This window comes from Bacteroidales bacterium, assembly GCA_023228145.1.
Classification (GTDB): domain Bacteria; phylum Bacteroidota; class Bacteroidia; order Bacteroidales; family CAIWKO01; genus CAIWKO01.
The window spans coordinates 1-22,777 of record JALOBU010000001.1; the positions used below are offsets into that span (position 1 = coordinate 1).

The 22,777-nt window shown below is 37.9% G+C and carries 19 protein-coding genes; 11 read left to right on the top strand and 8 right to left on the bottom strand.

Annotated features, from left to right (window positions below; all coding sequences use genetic code 11):
- The first annotated feature begins 256 nt into the window (after positions 1 to 256).
- The 4 genes from M0R16_00005 (at position 257) to M0R16_00020 (ending at position 6,378) form a co-directional block, all read left to right on the top strand.
- Entirely contained in the window at positions 257 to 2,860 is a 2,604-nt protein-coding gene (locus tag M0R16_00005) for a gliding motility-associated C-terminal domain-containing protein (protein ID MCK9611267.1), read from the top strand.
- 101 nt (positions 2,861 to 2,961) lie between these two features.
- A complete protein-coding gene (locus M0R16_00010; protein ID MCK9611268.1) occupies positions 2,962 to 5,034 on the top strand; it encodes an oligopeptide transporter, OPT family in 2,073 nt (690 codons plus the stop codon).
- Between the two features lie 57 nt (positions 5,035 to 5,091).
- Positions 5,092 to 5,994, top strand: a complete 903-nt coding sequence (locus M0R16_00015; protein MCK9611269.1) for a patatin-like phospholipase family protein — start codon at positions 5,092 to 5,094, stop codon at positions 5,992 to 5,994.
- 12 nt (positions 5,995 to 6,006) lie between these two features.
- On the top strand, positions 6,007 to 6,378 hold the full coding sequence (locus M0R16_00020) for a PqqD family protein (GenBank protein MCK9611270.1): 372 nt from the start codon (positions 6,007 to 6,009) through the stop codon (positions 6,376 to 6,378).
- A 10-nt stretch (positions 6,379 to 6,388) separates the two neighbouring features.
- On the opposite strand, the gene M0R16_00025 is transcribed toward M0R16_00020, so the two are convergent.
- Positions 6,389 to 7,366 (bottom strand): gliding motility-associated C-terminal domain-containing protein, encoded by a 978-nt coding sequence (locus M0R16_00025; protein ID MCK9611271.1) that lies wholly within the window; start codon positions 7,364 to 7,366, stop codon positions 6,389 to 6,391.
- Positions 7,367 to 7,379: 13 nt separating this feature from the next.
- Entirely contained in the window at positions 7,380 to 7,916 is a 537-nt protein-coding gene (locus tag M0R16_00030) for an RNA polymerase sigma factor (GenBank protein MCK9611272.1), read from the bottom strand.
- A gap of 785 nt (positions 7,917 to 8,701) precedes the next feature.
- Here M0R16_00030 and M0R16_00035 point away from each other — a divergent pair.
- Positions 8,702 to 10,171 (top strand): aminoacyl-histidine dipeptidase, encoded by a 1,470-nt coding sequence (locus M0R16_00035; GenBank protein MCK9611273.1) that lies wholly within the window; start codon positions 8,702 to 8,704, stop codon positions 10,169 to 10,171.
- Between the two features lie 106 nt (positions 10,172 to 10,277).
- On the opposite strand, the gene M0R16_00040 is transcribed toward M0R16_00035, so the two are convergent.
- Positions 10,278 to 11,285: an OmpA family protein gene (locus tag M0R16_00040; protein ID MCK9611274.1), complete on the bottom strand. Its 1,008-nt coding sequence runs from the start codon at positions 11,283 to 11,285 to the stop codon at positions 10,278 to 10,280.
- 114 nt (positions 11,286 to 11,399) lie between these two features.
- Entirely contained in the window at positions 11,400 to 12,167 is a 768-nt protein-coding gene (locus tag M0R16_00045; protein MCK9611275.1) for an exodeoxyribonuclease III, read from the bottom strand.
- Between the two features lie 86 nt (positions 12,168 to 12,253).
- Between M0R16_00045 and M0R16_00050 the strand changes: the two genes are divergently transcribed.
- The 5 genes from M0R16_00050 (at position 12,254) to M0R16_00070 (ending at position 18,646) form a co-directional block, all read left to right on the top strand.
- Positions 12,254 to 12,847 carry a sigma-70 family RNA polymerase sigma factor gene (locus M0R16_00050; GenBank protein ID MCK9611276.1) on the top strand — a complete coding sequence of 198 codons (594 nt, stop codon included), beginning with the start codon at positions 12,254 to 12,256 and terminating at the stop codon, positions 12,845 to 12,847.
- Positions 12,844 to 14,067 carry a tetratricopeptide repeat protein gene (locus tag M0R16_00055; protein ID MCK9611277.1) on the top strand — a complete coding sequence of 408 codons (1,224 nt, stop codon included), beginning with the start codon at positions 12,844 to 12,846 and terminating at the stop codon, positions 14,065 to 14,067. The genes M0R16_00050 and M0R16_00055 overlap by 4 nt, the downstream gene beginning before the upstream one ends.
- A complete protein-coding gene (locus M0R16_00060) occupies positions 14,045 to 15,355 on the top strand; it encodes a Y-family DNA polymerase (GenBank protein ID MCK9611278.1) in 1,311 nt (436 codons plus the stop codon). Before M0R16_00055 ends, M0R16_00060 begins: the two co-directional genes overlap by 23 nt.
- A gap of 159 nt (positions 15,356 to 15,514) precedes the next feature.
- Positions 15,515 to 17,956, top strand: coding sequence for a gliding motility-associated C-terminal domain-containing protein (locus tag M0R16_00065; GenBank protein ID MCK9611279.1), 2,442 nt, complete (start codon positions 15,515 to 15,517; stop codon positions 17,954 to 17,956).
- 24 nt (positions 17,957 to 17,980) lie between these two features.
- Complete coding sequence (locus M0R16_00070; GenBank protein MCK9611280.1) at positions 17,981 to 18,646, top strand: SOS response-associated peptidase; 666 nt, start codon at positions 17,981 to 17,983, stop codon at positions 18,644 to 18,646.
- A 62-nt stretch (positions 18,647 to 18,708) separates the two neighbouring features.
- Here M0R16_00070 and M0R16_00075 read toward each other — a convergent pair whose 3' ends face one another.
- On the bottom strand, positions 18,709 to 18,933 hold the full coding sequence (locus tag M0R16_00075; GenBank protein MCK9611281.1) for a hypothetical protein: 225 nt from the start codon (positions 18,931 to 18,933) through the stop codon (positions 18,709 to 18,711).
- Between the two features lie 63 nt (positions 18,934 to 18,996).
- A complete protein-coding gene (locus M0R16_00080) occupies positions 18,997 to 19,983 on the bottom strand; it encodes an acyltransferase (protein ID MCK9611282.1) in 987 nt (328 codons plus the stop codon).
- Positions 19,984 to 20,028: 45 nt separating this feature from the next.
- Here M0R16_00080 and M0R16_00085 point away from each other — a divergent pair, with 45 nt between their 5' ends.
- The gene (locus tag M0R16_00085) at positions 20,029 to 20,541 is read left to right on the top strand and encodes a hypothetical protein (protein ID MCK9611283.1); all 513 of its coding nucleotides are present in this window, start codon (positions 20,029 to 20,031) and stop codon (positions 20,539 to 20,541) included.
- Positions 20,542 to 20,543: 2 nt separating this feature from the next.
- Here M0R16_00085 and umuD read toward each other — a convergent pair whose 3' ends face one another.
- On the bottom strand, positions 20,544 to 20,987 hold the full coding sequence (gene umuD, locus M0R16_00090; protein MCK9611284.1) for a translesion error-prone DNA polymerase V autoproteolytic subunit: 444 nt from the start codon (positions 20,985 to 20,987) through the stop codon (positions 20,544 to 20,546).
- 4 nt (positions 20,988 to 20,991) lie between these two features.
- Positions 20,992 to 22,770 (bottom strand): chloride channel protein, encoded by a 1,779-nt coding sequence (locus M0R16_00095; protein MCK9611285.1) that lies wholly within the window; start codon positions 22,768 to 22,770, stop codon positions 20,992 to 20,994.
- Positions 22,771 to 22,777 lie beyond the last annotated feature (7 nt).

The window sequence follows — 22,777 nt, forward strand, 5'->3', positions numbered from 1 at the left end:
TTGAATACATCCTACAAAAATAAGGTTAGTGCGGTAATACCGCACTAATTTTTTTGCTAATTAGTTTATATTCTGATTCTTAAAAATATGAATTACACAAAAAACAGGGTAGAGTCAGAAGTCAGGATGTTAGAAAAGATCTGACATTACGAGGTACAATTTATTCTTATTAGTACGTTTTTAGAATGAGCTGTAATCAATATTAATTTACTGCTCATTCTAAAAAATCGTAATTTAGTAGTCTGAATTGTATTTCATGAAAAAGTTCCTGTTCGCTTTATTTTTAACAGTTTATGCGTTTTTTTCTGTTTATGCAACGCATCAGCGGGCAGGAGAAATAACTTATCGCTGGCTTTATGGCCTTACTTACGAAGTTACTATTATCACTTATACTTATACTCCCAGCCCTGCCGACAGGCCGGAACTTGAACTTTTCTGGGGTGATGGCACTTCTGATATCATTCAAAGAGTCGAACAAGTACATCTGCCAAACAATATCAGTTACAACAGATACACTTATGATGGTCCCGGTACAGGAGGTCAGCATACATTTCCGGCTCCCGGAACATATACTCTTTCTATGGAAGACCCTAACAGAAATGCAGGGGTAATTAATATTCCTAATTCTGTCAATATCCCAATGTATCTTGAAACAAAGCTGGTCATTAACCCCTTTTTAGGGAATAATAATTCTCCGGTACTCTTGAATGCCCCGATTGATAATGCATGTATATATCAGCCTTTTTTACACAATCCCTGGGCCTACGATCCCGATGGAGACAGCTTATCCTATTCTCTTACTGCCTGCAAAGGGCAGGGAGGGCTTGACATTCCGGGATTTTTTTATCCTCCCGCAAATAACACTTTTTCTATTAACCCTTTAACAGGAGAGTTGCTTTGGGATAGCCCCCAGCTAAATGGCGAATATAATATTTGTATTATTATTGACGAATGGCGCAATGGAATATGGATTGGTTCGGTGAGGCGCGATATGCAGATAACAGTAGTGTCTTGCATTAACCAGCCTCCGATAATACAACAAATTGCAGACACTTGTATTCTGGCAGGGACATTATTTTCATTAAATATACAGGCTACTGACCCGAACGGAGATATTATTACACTTACAGGTAATGGAGCTCCGCTCCTGATAACCCCAGGCCCGGCAACATTTCCTCAGCCTGTTCAGGGAACAGGAAGTGTAAGCTCCACATTCACGTGGCAGACGCAATGTGAGCATGTGAAGAAAGCTCCTTATCAGATGAATTTTAAAGTCATTGATGACGGATACCCTGTACAATTGGTTGACTTTATGTCTTTTTTTATTACGATTGTTGCCCCCGCTCCCGAAAACCTTTCAGCTACTCCTGACGGAAATAAAATAAATTTAAAATGGGATAAAAGCCTTTGTGCTAATGCTAAGGGTTACAGAATATTCAGGCGCAGCGGGTATTATGGCTTTTCCCCCGACCATTGCGAAACAGGAGTTCCTGCTTATACTGGCTATGTGATGATTGCACAATTGGATGATATCAACGATACCACATTTTTGGATGATAACAACGGGCAGGGATTGATTAGGGGTCATGATTATTGCTATATGGTTATTGCCTACTTCTCTGATGATGCAGAAAGTTATGCCTCAAATGAAGCTTGTGCTGAGCTCACTAGGGATGTCCCCGTTATTACTAATGTAAGTGTAAAAAATACAGATATAACTGATGGCTCTGTTATGATTGTTTGGACCAAGCCTACAGATTTTGATTCTGTTCAAATTCCCGGGCCATATAAATACCTTATTTACAGGAGAACAGGATTAAGCGGGACCAATGTAACACTGATTGACTCTCTCTCGTTACTCCAGGATACTGTTTATACGGATACTTTAATAAATACACTTAATTTTCCCTATCATTATCGTATTGATTTTTATAACGATGAACCCGGAAATCGTTTTTATGTTGGCTCTACCGAATATGCTTCCTCTGTTTTTCTTTCACTAACACCTTCCGATAACACTCTTACACTTAGCTGGCAGTTTGCTGTTCCGTGGATTCATGATTCTATGACAATATATCGCCAAAACCCTTCGACTATGCTTTTTGATTCGATAGGGGTTACTACTTCGTTAAGTTTTGCTGATACAGGGCTTGTGAACGGCATAGAATATTGTTATTATGTGAAGTCTTCAGGTCATTATTCAGCAAGCGGTTTTGCAAGCCCTTTGATTAATCTCTCACAACGAGCATACGGAAAACCCACTGACAACGAACCACCATGTCCCCCCTTATTGTCAGGCACAGTGGATTGTAAAGATATTAAAAATACATTATGGTGGTCCAACCAAAACAACGCTTGCGATGATGATATTGTTTCTTATAATCTTTATTATTCTCCTGGTGATGGTGCCGATTATTTTGTAATATTTTCTTCAAATAACATTGCAGATACGTTTTACATTCACCCAGGCTTGAACACTATTACAGGGTGTTACTATGTTACTGCCATAGATTCTTTTAATAATGAAAGCATACCAAGTAATTTAGTCTGTTTTGATATTGACCAGTGTTTACCTTATGAACTTCCTAATGTCTTTTCTCCAAACGGGGACGGTTATAATGATGTTTTTCGCCCATTCCCTTACGATTTTGTTGACCACATAAACATAGTTATTTTTAACCGCTGGGGAACCATTGTTTTTAAAACAGAAGACCCGGATATAAACTGGGACGGAAAGGACAGAAATTCGAAAAATGCTTGTAGTGTTGGCGTTTATTATTATATATGCGATGTGTTTGAAAAAAGGTTGCAGGGGCTAACAAAAAGAACCCTTCAAGGCAATATACATCTTATCAGGTAATTGTTTTTTAAAACAATTATTCATTTTTTTGCAACTTTCACTTTTTTTATATTATTTAGCGGAAATTTCTGAAAAATTAGTATTAATTAAAAAGCAATATTATGTCTGAACAAAAAAAATTTGTACCATTTGTGTCATCTGAGACCAACATGGCAGAGTTTACGCTGAAAGCCCTTTTGATAGGCCTTGTAATGGCTGTTTTATTGGGGGCCGCCAATGCATATCTTGGCCTGAAGGCCGGTATGACCATTGCAGCAACATACCCGGCAGCTGTTATCGGGATGGCCATATTAAAAATGATGAAAGGCTCCATTCTTGAAGAAAATTTTGCCCGTACCGTGGGCTCCATTGGTGAGTCTGTTGCAGCGGGAGCAATTTTTACGCTACCTGCGTTTTTTATTGCAGGGATATGGGACCCGTTTTTTACCCCGGGACATTATGTAACGTCAACTCTGATACTTATTGCCGGCGGCGTGCTTGGTATCATGTTTGTTGCATTATTGCGCCGTGTTATGGTGGATGATGCCGAACTGAAATTTCCGGAATCTATTGCTGCAGCCGAAATTCACAAAGCCGGACGCCGTGGAGGCGGAGGTTCTAAATTTTTATTCGGAGCCATGATAGGCGGTGCCCTTATCAAAGCTATGGGAGAGTTTAAATTTTTTGCAACGACATGGGAAAAATTTGTTGCTTTTGGAAAATCAACTATTGCTGGTACCGCTTTTCAGGGGCAGGGAGGCATGTTGCTCAGTTCTCCGGGAATCAGTCCGGCATACATGGGCGTTGGTTATATTATCGGGCCGAAGCTTGGCGCGTTAAACTTCAGCGGTGGCTTGATTGCATGGGGACTGCTGGCACCAATTATCTATTATTTTATTGCACCCTCCATTAACATGGATTTTTTGAACAGCTGGGCAGCGATTCTTCAAACTAAAGACCCCTCACTATCAACAGAAAATGCATTAGCCAAAGTAAGCGATTCTTCATTTCAGATAGGTCAAATCTGGCGTTTTATCGTCAGGCCTATCGCAATCGGAGGCATGTTAATGGGTGCCTGTTTCACACTTTTTAAAATGCGTAAAAGCCTTGGCGCCGGCATAAAGAGAGCGATAGGTGATGTGAAAAAAGCCGCCGGAGGCACAAACGTTACAGACCGCGTTGATAAAGATATTCCCATAACATGGGTTATCATTGGCATTTTGGCTGTTGCTATAATGACTTTTTGTATTACATTTTTTATTTTTAGTGCAGGAATACTTGTTTCGGTTGTAGCTGCTACTCTGATGATAATACTCGCATTCTTATTTGCCGCAGTATCCGGATACCTTGTGGGTATTATGGGTTCAAGCAACAATCCTATCAGCGGGTTAACATTAACGGCACTGGTTGTAACGGCTTTGATACTTTTTGCTCTTGGCGTAAGAGGCGAAGAGGGCGTTGCTTCTGTATTGGGAGTTGCTGCTATTGTATGCGTCTCGGCTGCGGTTGCCGGAGAAATGCTACAAGATCTAAAAGCAGGGCATATTCTGGGTGGTACACCTTGGAGGATGCAAATCGGGGATATTATTGGCGTTATACTTGCAGGCGTGGTAATGTTTGGTGTGTTGGTGATATTAAATGAAGGCGATATTGCTCAGGGAAAAATTCAGGGATATGAAGGCGGGTTTGGCAGCAAAAATCTTTCTGCGCCACAAGCAAGCCTAATGGCAATGCTTTCAAAAGGGATAGTGGGAGGCCAGATGGCATGGCCGTTGATTATTGTTGGGATGCTGATGGGACTTGCTTTCATATTGATGCAGGTAAAAAGCCCCATGCTTGTAAGTGTCGGGATGTATCTTCCTCTTGAAACAACGTTTGCTATTTTCCTGGGAGGTATTGTTAAAGGTATTGTTGAAATTATTCAGAAACGCAAAAATTTCTCACTCGGCCAGGCGGTGCGTACCGAAAATGTCGGTGTGCTGCTGGCTTCAGGATTCATTGCCGGAGAAGCATTGATGGGGCTCGTTTTTGCCTTGTTGTATTTCTTAAATGTTCCCACATTTTCTATATTTGAAAATCCTTCTTTCGGCGTAAGTATCATTGTTTTAGTGCTTATTGCTGTCGCTTTAATATGGCTTCCGGTTCGCAACAGGGGTGCTGCAGATGCTCCGCCTCCGCCTAGCGGAAACTTCTAAAAAATTACAAATGGGGTTTTGTTCTGCAAAACCCCATTTTTTTTATAATTTTATACTGTGAAAACGAAAGTTGCATTGGTTTTATCAAGCGGTGGATGTAGGGGGATAGCCCACATCGGTGTGATTGAAGAGTTGCTGAAAGACGGCTATGAGATTTCTGCAATTTCTGGCACATCCATAGGTTCGGTTATTGGAGGAGTTTTTGCCTCCGGAAATTTGGGGCCGTTTACGGAATGGCTTTGCCAGCTCGATGAAGTGGATGTTTATGACCTGTTAGATTTTACGTTTACCGGTCAGGGATTTATCAAGGCAGAACGTATTTTTAAACAATTTGAGAAATTTATAGGATGCAGAACTTTTGAAGAACTTAAAATACCATTTGCTGCCGTGGTAACAGATATTACCAGGCGAAGAGAAATTGTTTTTGACAAAGGCAACCTGATCATGGCCATACGTGCCTCGATAGCTATACCATCCATTGTTACTCCTGTGATATATAAAGATATGATTTTGGTTGACGGCGGTATCATTAATCCCATACCCGCAAATTGTGTAAAACGAACCGAAGGAGATATCCTTGCCGTGGTGGATGTAAATGCCAATATACCGTATAAAAAACCCGTATATATTCCCAGACCAAAGTTTAAAAAATTTTCTATTAAGCGTAAAATACTGAGTTTTGCCAAGAGGCGTTACAACTTGTTTTCAGGCGAAAAAAAACTTACAGAAGATACTCCCGGATATTTTACAGTACTCGACAAATCATTTGATATTATGCAGGATTCGATATGCCGGCTTACCATACTTAAGGAAAAACCCCAAATAGAAGTGGACATCTCACGCGATGCCGCTTCCACTTTTGAATTTTACCGTGCCGAAGAATTGATTGAAGCAGGGCGGGAAGCATATCACCTGGCGAAACAGTTAAAATCAGCAAATGAAAATAATTACAACATCTAATAAATTCCAGATATGAATTTTTTCCAAAGAAGAAAAATACTTAAAAAATTGAACTATATGGAAGCCACCCCCATAAGAAAAAGCAATTTCGAAACTAACGAAGAAGGTGTGGTAACGCTGGTTGTTCCAAAATTTAAAAATCAGAAATTCAATGAATTTATGCTTAGCCCGCGAAAAAGGTTTTTCCGGATTACCCTTGACAAGCTTGGGTCAGCCGTTTGGAGCCAGATAGATGGCACTTCCCGGGTTGCGGATATTTGCAGCCGCTGCCTCGAAATTTGCGGAGATAGTATTATGCCGGTAGAACAAAGGGTAACAAAATTCCTTAGCACTTTATACGAAGGCAGGTATATTTCATTCAGGGAAATTGAAAAGTCAGAATAATACTTGAGTTTTACCTTACCACGGAAACAATACCCTTGATAACACCATGGTTGTTCCGTTTATCTTTATAACTTAAAATGTAATAGTAAGTTCCTGCAGGCTGGTTACGGGCATCCCAGTTATTCTGGTAGTTGGAAGTTTCTAAAACGGTGTTGCCGTTACGGCTGGCTACGATTAAAGTGTTTTCGGGGTATTTATCAATGTTTTTTATCACGAAGTAATCATTATACCCGTCATTATTAGGCGTGAAAACATTTGGAATTTCAAGGGAATATACTTCAGCGTCAATTTCTTCGATAGCAAGTTCGTCCAACTCATCAAAATTTATATCGGGTATCACCTCTTCGTCGGCAGAAACGGGGTTGTGTTCAACAGGCTTGTCGGGAGAGTTGACTTTTTCAATATATTGCTGTAGTGATGTTTGGTAGTTGGTTTTATTTGTTTTGACGGTATCTGTTTTCACAGAAGTGCCAGAGGTATTATCTTTTAAAGCCGGTAAATTAGTATTATTGTTTACAAGATTTTCCTGTCTGTTGTCAATGGACGAAACAGTTGTAATCCTATTATTATCTAGTTTTTCGCTGGTATTATTCTCTATAATTTGGGGGCTTTTTTCAGTTACAATATCCATGTTTAGATTATTGCCAGGCATTGTGGTTTGAATCCCGGTTTCTTTTTGTTGAACGTCTTTTCCTTTATTAATAACATCTGTAATAATATAGGCTGAACCGAAAACAACGCCCGCGGTAAGGCAGGCTGCCGCGGCATAGCTGAGCCATATTTTAATGTGTGCACCGGCAGCTTTAAATTCAGGCCTGAAAGAGTTTTTAAATTGTCTGAATGTTACAAAATCCGCTACATTCTTTTTAAATATCTTAGTGCTTAATTTACCCCAGATATGTGAAGAAACATCCGGCTGATAATTCTCGAAAGAGGTTCTTAAAAAATCATCCAAATTTTTTTGTCCGTTACCGGGTATTCTGTTCATTTTTTTCTGTCAGTTATTGTTTAGATAACTTATCCTGTATTATTTTTCGTGCCTTCGATAACTGTGATTTTGAAGTCCCCACAGCTATGTTCAGCATTTCTGCTATTTCTTTGTGCTTATATCCTTCCACAACATAAAGGTTAAGCACCATTCTGTATCCGTCGGGCATTTCCTGCATGGCAGCCATAATCTCGTTCACTGAAAAATTGCCTGTAACATCAAAGCTTTCATCTTCATCAATGTCCGACTCGGCAATATTGTCAATTTCGGCATGAAAATAGTGTTTCAGGTTTTTACGGTAGTTATTGATAGCATGGTTCACTACTACTCTCCTTACCCACTGGTCCACATAACTTTCGCTCCTGATGGTGTGGATTTCGGATAAAACAGTCATAAAAGCCTCCATCAACACATCTTCTGCCTCATCTCTGCTTTTGCAATACCTCAAACAAACGCCCATCATAGATGACTTGTACTTCTCAAAGAGGGCTTTCTGCGCTTTTCTGTTTCCGGCAATGCAGCCCTCTATTATTTTTTTATCAAGCCCCATCTACGGTGTTTTAGACGATAAAAATATTAAAAAGGTTGTATGCATGCTGTATTTTTAAAAAATTAATTTCTCATATAAAGTACTATAATTATTAACACATTGCTCCTTCGGCTTATTAATAGTCCTTTAGGATTTTAATGTCAATAAAAAACATAAGTTTTATTTGTCTTATTTTTAACCGATGTCAAAGTAAAAGTTATTCATTGTGAATATTTTTCTTATGGTACTTTTGGCTTGACCCAAAAGTACCCAAAAAGTCAAGAAAATATATATCGAGACTTCGCACAGGCAACTTCCTGACACCGCCATATTTTCTGGCTACCGCACTTTTAAATTAAGTTTGATTGATAGTTAACTTACATTATTTATTTTGTTCTTCATTAACAAATCGTTTTAAACCCCATGACTTGCTAAGTTGATTTATATAATTCAAAGCAGTTTCTTAAGTAATTTATTTTTCCTCTTGTCTAAAGGATGTAAATTGCTGAAAACCAATTCTTCCTTTAGGACAGAGGCAAAAACGAAAACTTTAATTTACATCCTTTATTACAAGGATAACCTTCATAAATTATTGCATATATACAGAAACATGATATAAAAAAAAGGATTTATGAAGGTTTACGAGCAGGTCTGTGTTGCGGCAGTGGGAGCGAGTCTGCCTTGTCGGCAGGTAACAAAAAAATCCAAAGTTTTATAGAAGAAATTTATATCGGACACTAATGTAAATTAATAATTATTACATTTGTTGTTCTGCTTTAAGAAATATTAACTCAAAATTTATGTATATGGGAAATGTACTTAGTAATTTGAAACCTGCCGCTTTATGGAAAAACTTTGAGGATATCTGCGGCATTCCTCATCCTTCAAAACACGAAGAAAAAATTCGCGAACATGTCCTGAACTGGGCCAAAGAGCATAATCTTGCCGTTATTGTTGACGAAGTAGGAAATGTCATCGTTAGCAAACCTGCAACACCGGGTATGGAAAACCGTAAAGGAATTATTTTACAGGCGCACCTCGATATGGTGCCTCAGAAAAATTCTGATACCCAGCATGATTTTCTGACTGACCCTATCCTTCCACGAATAGTTGACGGCTGGGTACATGCCACCGGAACTACTTTAGGTGCTGATAACGGTATCGGCATGGCAGCCGCCATGGCTGTAATGGAAGCAACTGACCTGGTTCACGGACCATTGGAAATGTTGCTCACTGTAGATGAAGAAACAGGTATGACCGGAGCTTTTGGTTTGAAAGCCGGGCTTCTGAAAGGCGAAATTTTGCTGAATCTGGATACGGAAGAAGAAGGCGATTTATGTGTGGGTTGTGCCGGAGGTACCAACGCAAACATGACATTTACTTTCACCAATGAACCTGTAACAGACGATGTGGAAGCGTTTAAAATAAGCGTAAAAGGTTTGAAAGGCGGCCACTCTGGTGTGGACATCCATTTGGAAAGAGCCAATTCAAACAAACTGCTGAACCGTATTTTATGGCATGCATATTACAATCTGGGCCTGCGTTTGTCAGGTATTGACGGCGGAAGCCTGCGGAACGCCATCCCGCGTGAGTCATTTGCTGTGGTAACATTACCCAAAACCAACGTTGAAAAATTCAAGAAGTTTGTTAAGGAATTAACACAAATCGTAATTAACGAATATAAAAATGTGGAAACCGACATCACGATACTTGTTGAACCATCCGAAAAACCTGCTTCATGGATTGATAATAAAACAACCGCCAACCTGCTGAATGCCATTTATGCCACTCCTAACGGCGTCATCCGCGACAGCCAGGATATGAAAGGACTTGTGGAAACATCCACCAATCTGGCTATTGTAAAATCAGAAAATAATGAAGTAAAAATACAGTGTTTACTCAGAAGTTCTGTTGATTCTGCAAAGGACGACCTCGAAAAAATGTTTGCCGCCGTTTATAACCTGGCCGGAGCAGCATATGTTTTTGAAGGAAAATACCCGGGATGGAAACCCAATATGGATTCTCCGATACTCAAAGAAATGCTGCTGGCTTACGAAAAACAATTCGGGAACAAACCACATATCAGCGCCATACACGCCGGTCTGGAGTGTGGCCTTCTTGGAGGTGTTTATAAAAACTGGGACATGATTTCTTTTGGCCCGACAATTAATTACCCGCATTCGCCGGATGAAAAAGTCAATATTCCTTCTGTAGAAAAATTTTGGGCATTTTTAACCGAAACATTAAAAAATGCTCCGAAGAAAGACGTCGCTTAAGATTTAGTATCTGTATAGTTGGCCGATAGGTTTTAGATATAAAAAGAGGCAGTCATTATTGGCTGCCTCTTGGATTTATATAGAGTTTTAAGAATGCTTTTTTGATTTAATTACTTTCAATAATTTTAAACAGTTCGTCAAGTTTTGGAGTTAAAATAATTTCTGTGCGGCGGTTTTTGCTGCGGGCTTCAGAGGAGTTTACAGCATCCACGGGATAGTATTCGCTGCGGCCTGCAGCCGTGATGCGCACCGGTGCAATTTTGGAGCCCGAAACCAGGATACGTACTACCGTTGTGGCGCGTTTCACACTCAGGTCCCAGTTATCAAGAATTTGGTCTGTCCCCTTATAAGGTACATTGTCCGTATGCCCTTCCACCATGATATTGATATCTGTATTGGTTTCAAGAACTTTTGCAAGTTTTTTCAAAGCATCAGTACCTTTGGCAGAAACTTCATATTTTCCGGATGCAAACAAAAGCGATTCGTCCATGGACACATAAACTTTTCCGTTTTTCTGTTTAATGGTAAGGCCTTTATTTTCATAACCCAATAAGGCTTCTGATACTTTGTTCTTTAACGCATTTACGGCAGAGTCCTTTTTGTCAAGAATGGATTGTAGCTCATGAAGTTTTTGCTGTTTCTCATCAAGTGTTGCCTGCATTTCATTCAGTTTAGATAGTTTGGTGTTGAGTTCGTTTTCCAATTTCTTCAGTTCATCTTCTTTTTTTTGCAGGATTTCTTTTGTTTTTTCAAGTTCCGAAATCAGCTTTTGGGTTTCATATTTATTCCCTTTCATCAATTTCAGGTTATTGTCCAGAAGGGTATCATAAGCAGCAGATAAGTCATCGTATTTTTTTGTCAGCTCGCGTAAATTAGCGCCGGTAATTGATGAATCAGACAACAAACGCTCATTTTGTTTTTTAAGCCTGTCGTTTGCTGAAGTGAGCTCATTAATTTTTGTTGAATATTCAAGGTTTTTACTTTTCATCAGGCTGTTTTCTTCCAGGCAGTTTTTATGGTTTGATTGCAATTCCTGAAATTTTTTTGACGAAACACAGGATGTGAAAAGCAGGGCTGCAAAAAATAAAAGCAAAATGGCTTTTGATGTTTTCATAATAATTTTTTTGCAAAGGTAGTTTGAGAAACAAAAAGCCTTAATCTGCGGAGAGTTAAAATACTAACAAGTGATTGTTAAGAGAATACATCTATTTGTAAGCCGTATTAAACTTTAAAAATCCATTTCCAGTAATGTAGGGCAGTGGTCGGAATGTTTTGCCTCGGGAAGAATTACAGCCCGTTTCATAAGGTGTTTTATAGGTTCACTTACCATCTGGTAATCAATTCTCCATCCCAGATTTTTCGCCCGTGCATTTGCCCTAAAACTCCACCAGGTGTATTGATGGGGCTCTTGGTTGAATTCTCTGAAAGAGTCAATAAACCCTGAATCTATAAATTTAGAAAGCCACTCCCTTTCTTCAGGTAAAAAGCCCGAACTGGTAGCATTTCGTATGGGGTCGTGTATGTCTAAAGGTTTATGACAAATGTTATAATCGCCGCAAATAACAAGATTGGGCCTTGTTTTTTTAAGTTCGCTCACCCATTCCAGAAAGTCCTCAAGCCATATCATTTTAAATGCCTGCCTTTCATCGCCACTGGAACCTGAAGGATGATAGACACTTATAACAGAAATATCTCCAAAATCAACACGCAACATCCGCCCTTCATCATCATATTTCTGAATGTTCATGCCGTAAATAATATTGTCTGGCTTATGTTTGGTAAGAATCCCAACACCGCTGTATCCTTTTTTCTTTGCCGAAAACCAGTAATTATGGTATCCGGCAGCTTCAAATTCAAGCACAGGTATCTGGTCGGGCTGTGCCTTGGTTTCCTGAAAACATACAATATCTGGGTTTACATTATGTATCCACTCCAACAATCCTTTTGACAAAGCAGCACGAATCCCGTTCACATTATAGGTAACAATTTTTCTCATTTTTTCGAAATTTTTATGCTAAACTAATCATTTTATAAATGTTCCGTTTTAAAAATTAAATTTGCATAACAAATCAGGTTATTTTGGTGCTTTTTTTCAAAAAATCAAAAAGTGAAAAAACTGAACTGCTGCCGGATCAGGAACTGATTGAATTATACCGGAAAACCAACGATACGGTTTATATCGGTGAGTTATTCGACCGTTATGTTCATCTAGTGTATGGCATTGCATACAAATATTTTGAAAGGGAAGACGACCGCCGTGAAGCCGTGATGCAGGTTTTCGACAGGTTGTATGAAGCGCTGAAAGAGCATGAGATAACAAATTTCAAAGCCTGGCTTTACAGTGTTGCAAAAAATCATTGCCTGATGATATTGCGAAAGGATAATACCGTAACATTTAATGACCAGATTCAATTGAAAAATTTTCAGCAGGATTTTATGGATTTTGAAGGAGAAATGACTCTAAACCATATTAACGATGAAATATTAGATAAAAAACTACCGGAAGCCATAAAAAAATTAAGCGATGAACAAAGAATTTGTATTGAATTGTTTTATCTTCATGAGAAATCCTATCAGGAAGTTGTCGAAACAACAAATTTTTCATTAAACCAGGTTAAAAGTTATATACAAAACGGAAAAAGAAATTTAAAAATCATGCTCGAAAACAACAGATGAAAACTCTTGATAAACATAATGATATTTTTAACTCCTCTGGCTGTATCACTCAGGAAGCTTTTGTTAAGTACCTGAATAACGGACTGCCTGAACCGGAAAAATATCTTTTTGAGCAGCATCTTGCTGTATGCTTGTTGTGCAGCGAAGCTTTGGAGGGTTTTGAAAAAGCCCCGGATAAAACAGCTGTTTATAATGAAATCAGTGAAGCCATGCTTGAATTAAATAAGAAGTTGTTTTTGAAGCAAACATTAAATGTTAAAAAAAGCGGACTTAAGAGAACATTAATTGCAACATCAGCTATTGCAGCCAGTATTTTGCTAATTACCGGATTGTATTTTCTTTTTAACATACAGACCAAAGACATAAAGCAGGAAATGGCTATTGTTCAGGAAAAAGAAATGAGCAAAAGCCCGGCTTCAGAAAAATATAATGAAGAAATTTTATCTGATATTGCTTCTGAACAAAAAAACAGGCAGGAAACACAGGAATCATTAAAATACGAAACGTATCAAAGGTCTGTCACAAAGATACTAACTGATATTGATTATGATAATAACAATGATATAGAAAATTCCGGGGAGAAGGTTGAAGAGAAAAGTACAGGTATATATGCCGGGTTGTTGGATGACGGTGTGGTTTTTGGCGCTAATGATGTTGACAAGGTTCAGGTAGATACTTCAACAAATCTTGTTCCGGGCCAGGCAGTTGCAGTAGTTACCGAAGAGGAAATTGCAGGAGATGTTGCTATAGGAAAAGCATTGACCAAAAAGACAAGCCAGGAAAAAAGTATTGTATTGTCGAAAGCCGAAACATCAAAAAACGATGATGTAACGACTGATGAAACAGTTTCCCGCACAGAAGACCAGTCGGGAATAACTCCGGCATTATCTTTATATGATAATTACAGATATAAGGAAGCTATACCAAAGTTTAAAGAGGTGATAAGGGGAAATAAAATTGATTATCAGGCAATATATTTTCTTGGCATGTCATATTATTATGAAGGCAAGAAAGACTCGGCATTAATTTATTTTGACCAATTGCTTAAAAAGAAAATCCACACATACTACGAACAGGCATTATGGCAAAAAGCTATAATTCTTGAGGAAAAGAATGAAAAAGAACAGGCAAAGGAATTATTCAATGAAATTATTAAACGGGGAGGTTCATTAAAAATTGATGCCAAATTAAAGATGGATGAACTCAACAAAACCAAATAAAACCTATCCCGAATCAGCCATAAATAAAGTTTTTGCACTTGTTGATTGCAATAATTTTTATGCTTCCTGTGAGCGCGTTTTCAATCCGAAGCTTGAAAAAAAACCTGTTATTGTTTTATCCAATAATGATGGCTGTGTTATTGCGCGTTCTAACGAAGCCAAACTTCTGGGAATAAAAATGGGTGCACCTGCGTTTGAGTTTAAATCTCTTATAGAAAAAAACAAGGTGCATGTTTTTTCTTCAAATTTTGCTCTTTACGGTGATATCTCAAACCGGGTGATGAATATACTTTATGACATGGCTCCTGATGTGGAAATATATTCCGTGGATGAAGCTTTTCTTGACCTCTCAAGCCTGAAAAATGAAAATATTTCAGCATTTGCAAAAAAGATACGGATAACTATCAAACAATGGGCAGGAATTCCTGTTTCGGTGGGGGTTGCCCCAACAAAAACCCTGGCAAAAATTGCAAATCATCTTGCAAAAAAGAATTCCTCTTATGCAAACGTGATGAACTTCTGGGAACATGATGATACAGATAATTTGTTGAAACATATCCCTGTTACAGAAATATGGGGTGTAGGGCGGGCCTACGGGAAGTTCCTTCAGAATAAGGGCATAACGACCGTGTTTGATTTTAAACAGGCAGATGAACCATGGGTTCGCAAGCATATGGGTGTTACGGGGGCACGGACATGGATGGAACTACGGGGAGTTTCATGCCTTCCGCTTAATATGGTAATTCCCGACAAACAAAGTATTTGCACATCACGTTCTTTTGGAAAAACATTAGAAAATTATGAAGATATAGAACAGGCAACAGCTACCTTTGTTTCCCGTGCTGCCGAAAAATTAAGACAACAATATTCCTGTGCTCGTTCCGTAAATGTTTTTGTGATGACCAACCGTTTTTCAGACACGCCGAAATATGTGAATTCTATCATGGTTCAGCTGCCTGTGGCAAGCAACATTACTTCGGAACTGGTTCATTATTCATTAAAAGGGTTGAAAAAAATATTTTGTAAAGGTTATAAATACAAAAAATCCGGCATAATTCTCAGCGACCTGATACCTGAGAATCAATTGCAATATAGCTTGTGGGATGATACAAACCGCCGGAAAATGACAGAATTAATGAGAATAGTTGATAATATTAACAAAGAAGTAGGTCAGGACGCTGTGAAGCTAGCTGTACAAGGCACACGGCGCAAGTGGAAAATGCATCAGGAAAGATTATCTCCTCAATATACAAGCAGGTGGTCGGATATTTTAACAATAAAGATTTAAACAAAATATACCGTTTTAGTTATAAAACTTATTGTATATTTGCAAGGTATTGCAACCTTTAGGGTGATTTTTTCGTCTAAAAACCTGCAAATAAACATGAATACCAAATAAAAAAAATAAAAAATACGTTTTTTAGGAAGTAACTGATAATTATTCCCCATGAGAGTCAAAATAAAAAATTTTCTTGTTTTATTAATAATAAGCTTTTCTGTCACGCAAGTTTTTAGCCAGCCGGGATGCGTTGGGGTTACTATTACAACCAACGGTGGTAACGATATTACACTACCTTGTAATGAACCATGTATTACATTGGAAGCAACAACTGTACAAACCAGCGGGGCAACAACTACTTATGAAGTTACTTCAATTCCATATAATCCGCCTTATCCATATACAGGAGGAACGCTTATCCCCGTTTATTATGATGACGATTGGAGTCCTGTAATTAATATTCCGAATTTTCATTTTTGTTTTTTCAGTCAGCCTTATGATAATCTTATCATTGGCGATAATGGTGTAATTTCTTTTAATACTGCAGCTGCCGGAGGTTTCTGCCCTTGGACTATAGATTATGGAATCCCCTGTAACTATGGGTCCCCAATGCACATTTTCGGAGCCTTTCATGACACATATTTACCCGCCGGTGGAAACATGTATTGGTCAGTTGAAGGTACAACACCTTGTCGAGCCTTTGTTTTTAAATTCAATCAGGTTGCACATTATTCATGCAACAGTATTAAAACTACACAACAAATTGTGTTGTATGAAACAACAAATATGATTGATGTATATATTCAGTCAAAACCAGTATGTTGGGATTGGAATGACGGATATGCAGTAGTTGGTATTCAAGATCAGAGTCAGTCAATTGCTTATACTGCCCCAGGGCGGAATGCGACAGCATGGACAGCTACTAATGAAGCATGGCGTTTTACTCCTGTAGGGTCATCTTATGTTGAAACATACTGGTATGAAGGAACAAACCTGATAGGCACAGGAACAACCGTTAATGTGTGCCCCACAGGGACCACTACTTATACTGCAAGGGCAAATTATAATACTTGTTGGGGTGCGGTAATCCCTGTTGAAGACAATATAACTGTTACCATGGCAGGAGGCTCGGTTAGCCTCTCTCCAACAGATCCTACGATTTGCAACGGTGAGTCAATACAAATAACAGCATCAGGTTCTGATAGTTATGTGTGGGCTCCGGCTACAGGCTTAAATCAAACTACCGGTTCAACAGTTACCGCGTCACCAACCACGACTACTACATATACCGTTACAGGCTCAACACCATTATGTACTGCTTCAAATACGATTACAGTTACAGTAAACCCTTTACCTAATATTTTGATAAGTCCTCCGGGTGGCTATATTTGTATTGGAGATTCATTAACCATGACTGCTTCAGGGGCTGATACTTATGTTTGGTCGCCTGACAATAGCCTGACGACAACCTTCGGCCCCACAGTTACTGCATATCCACAAACACCGGTCACATACACTATTACAGGGACTGATACAAACCAGTGTGTCAATACAACTACTGCCACGGTTGTGGCTTCCAATGGACCTACCATTATGATAATGGCTTCCCCTGAAGATATTTGCCCGGGAGATACAAGTACTCTTACAGTATATAGTGCTGCACAAATTTATACCTGGCAACCTGGAATTTCATTGTCAAGTAGTACCGGGCCTATTGTAGAAGCTTTCCCATTAACAACTACAACTTATACCGTAACTGCCGACAATAACGGATGTACTTCAACAGAAACATATACATTGGAAGTTAAACCTTTACCTTTGGTTGATTTTACTGCTGATGTCAGAGAAGGTTGTGCTGGTTTTTTTGTTCATTTTACGGATTTAACGATTCCTGATGCCATTAGTTGGGCATGGAATTTTGGTGACATTATTCCTTACGGAAATACTTCTATATTACAAAACCCGGCTCATTATTATGCTGATGCCGGTTCATTCGGAGTAGGCCTTACAGCAACTTCTTCCAACGGTTGTAAAATGCGCATGTACTATCCTGATTTTATTACTGTTTATCCGAAACCTATTGCAAATTTTGCAGCTAACCCACAACCGGTTAATGAACTGGAACCTTTGGTATGGTTTGCCGACCAATCAATAGGAGCTACTATATGGAACTGGTATTTTGGTGATTATACAACTCTGGATAATAATTCCAATGCACAAAATTCCACACACGTATATTCAGATACAGGGACGTTCTATCCTGTTCTTATTGTTTTCAATAGTTATGGTTGCTCCGATACTATAATTGGAGAGGTTACTGTTGTTCCTAATATAACATTTTACGTCCCCAACGCTTTTACTCCAAATAATGATGCTAAAAATCAGGTTTTTAAACCTCAGGGAGAAGGTATTGATTTGTCATCATTTGAAATGCGGATTTACGACAGATGGGGCCGACAGGTTTTTCACACCAGAGACATGGAAAATGGCTGGGACGGAAAAACCAGCGGAAATGTGCAGGCCGAAGGAGTCTATTCGTGGATTATAAGTTATTATGATATCCGGTATAAGTTTCATATACATAAAGGCCACGTTACTTTGATATATTAAAAAACTTCTCTTTTCCTTTTAGTAATGTGCGGAAGATTTTCTTTTGCAGTTAACGAAAAAATTATTGAAGAACACTATGGGTTTTTACCACAGGAGTATAAACCAAGATATAACTGTGCCCCGGGGCAAACCCTTGCTGTGATTACAAATATAGGGAACCCTGCTTTCAATTATTATCGTTGGGGATTAATTCCTTTCTGGGCACAAAATGCATCTCTCGGACAAAAACTGATAAATGCCAAAGCAGAAACTCTCACTGAAAAACCTGCCTTCAAATATTCTTTTTCTTACCAACGCTGCCTGATTCCTGCTGACTCATTTTACGAATGGTCACAAGACAAAATGAAAACACCTTACAGAATTTTTATAAAAAACTTCCCTGTTTTTTCAATGGCAGGTATCTGGAGTGAGTGGAAAAATGAAAATAACATGATTTACTCTTTTGCTGTCATAACCACTGAAGCCAATGAATTCATTAAACCAATTCATAACAGAACGCCTTTAATTTTTGCAACTAAAGATGAGGAATTAAAATGGCTCTCAGGTGAAGTCCAGGATGCCTTGTTTCTACTTATTAATAACAGCCCAATACATTTGGAATCTTATCCTGTTTCAAAATTGATTAATGTTGCGGGAAATGATTCGGAAGCATTACATAAGCAAGTAAGTGAAGACGGAAAGCTTTTTTAAATAATACAAAAGGCTGTCTCGAAATTGAGATAGCCTTTTCACATAAAAAACAATTCCTTAAATTACTCTGTTTCGCAAGAAGACTCAACTCCATGCCTATTTGCATCTGCTTTAACCATGTCTTTATATTCTTTTATTTTTTTACTTGAGCCGCATTCCTGCGGGTAAGCAACGGTTTGAGTTTGTCCAAGGTATTCGTATTCATAACTACAGGTAACACATTTTTTGCATGATGCGAATACAAAAGCTATAAAAACTGTGGCAGAGATTAAAATTATTTTTTTCATGGATGGATGATTTTCTTTTTTTATGCAAATATAAATTATTTTTTTTATGCCTTTATAAAAATTTTAATATGACTGTAATAAGTTACATCCCCTTGTGTCGCTATGGTCAAATCTGCCTGAAATGGTAAAACTTCCGTTATGATGTACTACTCCTAAATCTCCGGTAGCAATAAATGAACATGTGTATATATTGGAAAGATCAATAATATTAACGCCACCGGTTTTTTCTGCCTGTAAAATAGTAAGGGGGTCATGTGCGTCTCGTATAAAAATTTTCATCCATGGAGGTGGCACAAAAATGCCTTCTCCTGATGAATATGCCTGAGATAATAGCTCACACATGCTATATTCAGAATGTGTTTTTTTGATGAAAAATTTATTTTTCAAACACTCATGGACTTCTTCCCGGGTCATTTCTTTTCTTTTTCCTTTCATGCCGCCGGTTTCAAGGATAATAACGTTTTCAAGTGGTAAAGAATATAATTCGGCAAAATCCATCAACGCGTATGTTATTCCAAACACTATTACAGTTTTTTTTCTTTTTTTGTTAAGTAGTTTTACCAGAGAGGGTATGTTATTTAGATAGAAGCCGCTTTCGGAGGTTTTTGTTTGTTTAATCAGAAAATCAAGCATAAATGACAGGGATGATTCGGGGAGGGAAATGTAATCGGGGCATAAAGCTGCAATAATATAATTTTCGGGGGAACCATAAAAATGATTGAAGCATTTCAGGATAGTTTGCTGATAAAGAGAAATTGAAAAAATCAAATGCCTGCTTCTGTTCCCCGTAGTTGTTCCACTGCTTAAAAATATATGTTCCGGCTTATCACGAACACTTGCAACAGATTGTGTTTTGTAAAATTCAATGGGCAAAAAAGGAATGTTTTGATATGAACTAATTTTATGAGTTTCAACTCCAAGAAGATTAACAAATTCATGATACACGCCATTATTAGCATATTGAAATTTAAAAACTTCAATAGCGGCATCATTGAAATCAGAATCAGAAAGGATATTGAATATTTTTAATTTTGCAGGGAGATTCGTCATTAAAAAATTTTTATTAATTTTATAATCAAATTAACAGAATACTTAATGAGATTATACTATTGTTTTGTTATTTTATTATTGCTTGCTGGATTGTTTTTCTTATCTGGTTGTATAAAAGAAGAAGAGTTCCCTCCCGAACCTTATATTGAATTTATCGGCCTGGCAAAAATACAAAACGCAAACAACATAGACGACAAAGGTATTTTAAAAATATCATTTACGGATGGTGATGGAGATATGGGCTTGGCCGATAACGACACCATGCAACCATTTGACAAATCAAGTATTTATTATTATAATTTTTTTATCAAGTATTTTGAAAAACAGCATGGACAATTTGTGGAAGTGCCACCGGCCGTTACTTTTAATTCCAGAATTCCAGAACTTAAATCTAACAACATAAACGGAGCGATAAAAGGTGAAATAGAAATTGAATTATTTATTAATAATCCTTTTTCGCCTTACGATACTGTCCGGTTTGAGGCATATATTGTTGACCGTGCGTTGCATCACAGCAACACTATTACAACCAATGAGTTAATTGTTAAAAAACACTGATTTTATCGTGTTTTATGTATGGTGTAAGTTACAACACCCCATACGGAAACATCCATACTTTCATTTATCTCCAAGGGCTTGAAGTCGGGGTTTTCCGGCATTAAATAGAGTTTGTTATTTTCTTTAGTCAGGCGTTTTACGGTAAATTCTCCATTCACAACACCTATCACAATTTTATTGTCAGAAGGTTCAATAGAACGATCAACAACAAGAATATCCCCGTCAAAAATGCCGGCATTTTTCATAGAATGTCCGCTGACTTTAATAAAAAATGTTGCTGATGGGTTTTTTATCAGGTACTCATTCAGGTCAAGTTTTTTTTCGATAAAATCTTCTGCGGGAGATGGAAATCCGGCAGAAATTTTTGTGCTAAAAAAAGGAAGCTCGGTTTTATTTCCCTGAGCAGGCTTAAAGATTTCAAGCTTGATTGGCTGCTCTTTTTTCATTTCATTATTCCTCTGAAAACTGTTTTAATAATTTTCTGTATTCCGAAAAAACATTTGCTCTTGATACGAAACCAACATATTTGCCATCGTTTACCACTGGTATATTATAGTTGTCTGTTTTTTCAAATTTTTTTGCAATTTCTTCCATGGATTCGTCCGGGCTGACAGTAGGTGAGGGCATAAACATTAAATCCCGAACTATAAGCTTTCCATATAATTCTTGCTTGAAGACAACATTTCTGATATCGTTAAGGAAAACAATGCCTAAAAGATTATTTTCATTGTCAACAACAGGAAAAATATTACGTTCCGAACGGGCAATCACTTTTACCAGTTCTCCGAGGTAATTATCCGGGGAAACAGTAAGGAAATTAGTTTCAATTAGTTTGTCAATTTTCATCAGTGTCAGCACTGCTTTGTCTTTGTCGTGTGTAATGAGTTCGCCTTTTTCGGCAAGTTGTATAGCGTCAACAGAGTATGGGAAAAAGTATTTAACAGTAATATACGAGATGGAGGCAGTAATTATCAAAGGGACCATCATATTATACCCATTAGTGATTTCTGCTATAAGGAAAATTCCTGTCAGAGGTGCGTGCATAACACCTGCCAGTAAACCGGTCATGCCTGCCAGGGAAAAATTTATTTGTGGAAGATTGGAAATATTAAAATAAGTTATGATGCTTGTAAATAAATACCCACTTACTGCCCCAAGAAAAAGTACAGGACCAAAAATACCCCCCACACCTCCCACACTGAAGGTAATAGATGTTGCCACAGCTTTAAAAAGGATTATTCCAAAAAGTAATATAATTATGATGATAATATTATGTTGGTATCCAGAGAAGAAACTGTTATTGAATATAAAATCCTGTTTTCCGTTCAGGCAGGAGTTAATGTGATGATAACCTTCTCCGTATAGTGATGGAAAGATTAATATAAGTCCTCCCAGTATAGTGCCTCCTGCAATTAGCTTCCAATAGGAATTTTTTATTTTAATAAAAAACTTATCAGACAGTAATAGAATCCTGGATAAATAGACCGATACCAATCCGCAAAAAATGCCCAGTAGTGCAAAAAAGGGCAGGTCGGCAAATTTAAAATTTTCAATATGTTCAACAAGATAAATTACGTTTGTCCCAAGAAAAAAATAAGATGTCAATGTTCCTGTAACTGAAGCAATCAACAATGGGAGTAAAGATGCCATGGAAAGGTCTATCATTAAAATTTCAAGTGAAAAAAGCACACCGGCTATGGGAGCTTTGAACAATCCAGCTATTGCACCTGATGCACCACATGCAATCAGCAGTATGATGTGTTTGTATTTGAGCCCCATCCATCTTCCGGTATTTGAGCCTATGGCTGCCCCGTTGTTCACGGCAGGCCCCTCCATTCCTACCGAACCTCCAAAGCCTAAGGTGATAGAGCTTAGTATGGCGGGCGCGAAAAGGTTTTTAAACGAAATAAATCCGTTTTGTTTTGATATGGCTTCAAGAATACCGGGGATACTATAACTTAGTTTCTGTTTTATTAAATATTTTTTTATTAAAATAACTATTAATATACCAAACAAAGGAAAAAAGACATATAAATAATTGGGGCCATCTTTGTTGGGGTTTAACGTGATTATATTTTCAATAAAATAAATCATGTTTTTTATAAAAACTGCGACGAGGCCGGATATAAAACCGCAAACGATGCTGAGAAAAATCACAAACTGCCGGTCGCTGATATGTTTAAGCCGCCAAATAAGAAGTTTGTAAAAAAGTCGTTTGCCGGAAATCATGAAATTT

Bases quoted from the DNA above. Each gene is read 5' to 3' on its own strand.
- M0R16_00005 (MCK9611267.1), top strand. From the start codon at position 257: ATGAAAAAGTTCCTGTTCGCTTTATTTTTAACAGTTTATGCGTTTTTT.
- M0R16_00010 (MCK9611268.1), top strand. From the start codon at position 2,962: ATGTCTGAACAAAAAAAATTTGTACCATTTGTGTCATCTGAGACCAAC.
- M0R16_00020 (MCK9611270.1), top strand. From the start codon at position 6,007: ATGAATTTTTTCCAAAGAAGAAAAATACTTAAAAAATTGAACTATATG.
- M0R16_00025 (MCK9611271.1), bottom strand. From the start codon at position 7,366: ATGAACAGAATACCCGGTAACGGACAAAAAAATTTGGATGATTTTTTA.
- M0R16_00030 (MCK9611272.1), bottom strand. From the start codon at position 7,916: ATGGGGCTTGATAAAAAAATAATAGAGGGCTGCATTGCCGGAAACAGA.
- M0R16_00035 (MCK9611273.1), top strand. From the start codon at position 8,702: ATGGGAAATGTACTTAGTAATTTGAAACCTGCCGCTTTATGGAAAAAC.
- M0R16_00040 (MCK9611274.1), bottom strand. From the start codon at position 11,285: ATGAAAACATCAAAAGCCATTTTGCTTTTATTTTTTGCAGCCCTGCTT.
- M0R16_00045 (MCK9611275.1), bottom strand. From the start codon at position 12,167: ATGAGAAAAATTGTTACCTATAATGTGAACGGGATTCGTGCTGCTTTG.
- M0R16_00055 (MCK9611277.1), top strand. From the start codon at position 12,844: ATGAAAACTCTTGATAAACATAATGATATTTTTAACTCCTCTGGCTGT.
- M0R16_00060 (MCK9611278.1), top strand. From the start codon at position 14,045: ATGAACTCAACAAAACCAAATAAAACCTATCCCGAATCAGCCATAAAT.
- M0R16_00065 (MCK9611279.1), top strand. From the start codon at position 15,515: ATGAGAGTCAAAATAAAAAATTTTCTTGTTTTATTAATAATAAGCTTT.
- M0R16_00070 (MCK9611280.1), top strand. From the start codon at position 17,981: ATGTGCGGAAGATTTTCTTTTGCAGTTAACGAAAAAATTATTGAAGAA.
- M0R16_00075 (MCK9611281.1), bottom strand. From the start codon at position 18,933: ATGAAAAAAATAATTTTAATCTCTGCCACAGTTTTTATAGCTTTTGTA.
- M0R16_00080 (MCK9611282.1), bottom strand. From the start codon at position 19,983: ATGACGAATCTCCCTGCAAAATTAAAAATATTCAATATCCTTTCTGAT.
- M0R16_00085 (MCK9611283.1), top strand. From the start codon at position 20,029: ATGAGATTATACTATTGTTTTGTTATTTTATTATTGCTTGCTGGATTG.
- umuD (MCK9611284.1), bottom strand. From the start codon at position 20,987: ATGAAAAAAGAGCAGCCAATCAAGCTTGAAATCTTTAAGCCTGCTCAG.
- M0R16_00095 (MCK9611285.1), bottom strand. From the start codon at position 22,770: ATGATTTCCGGCAAACGACTTTTTTACAAACTTCTTATTTGGCGGCTT.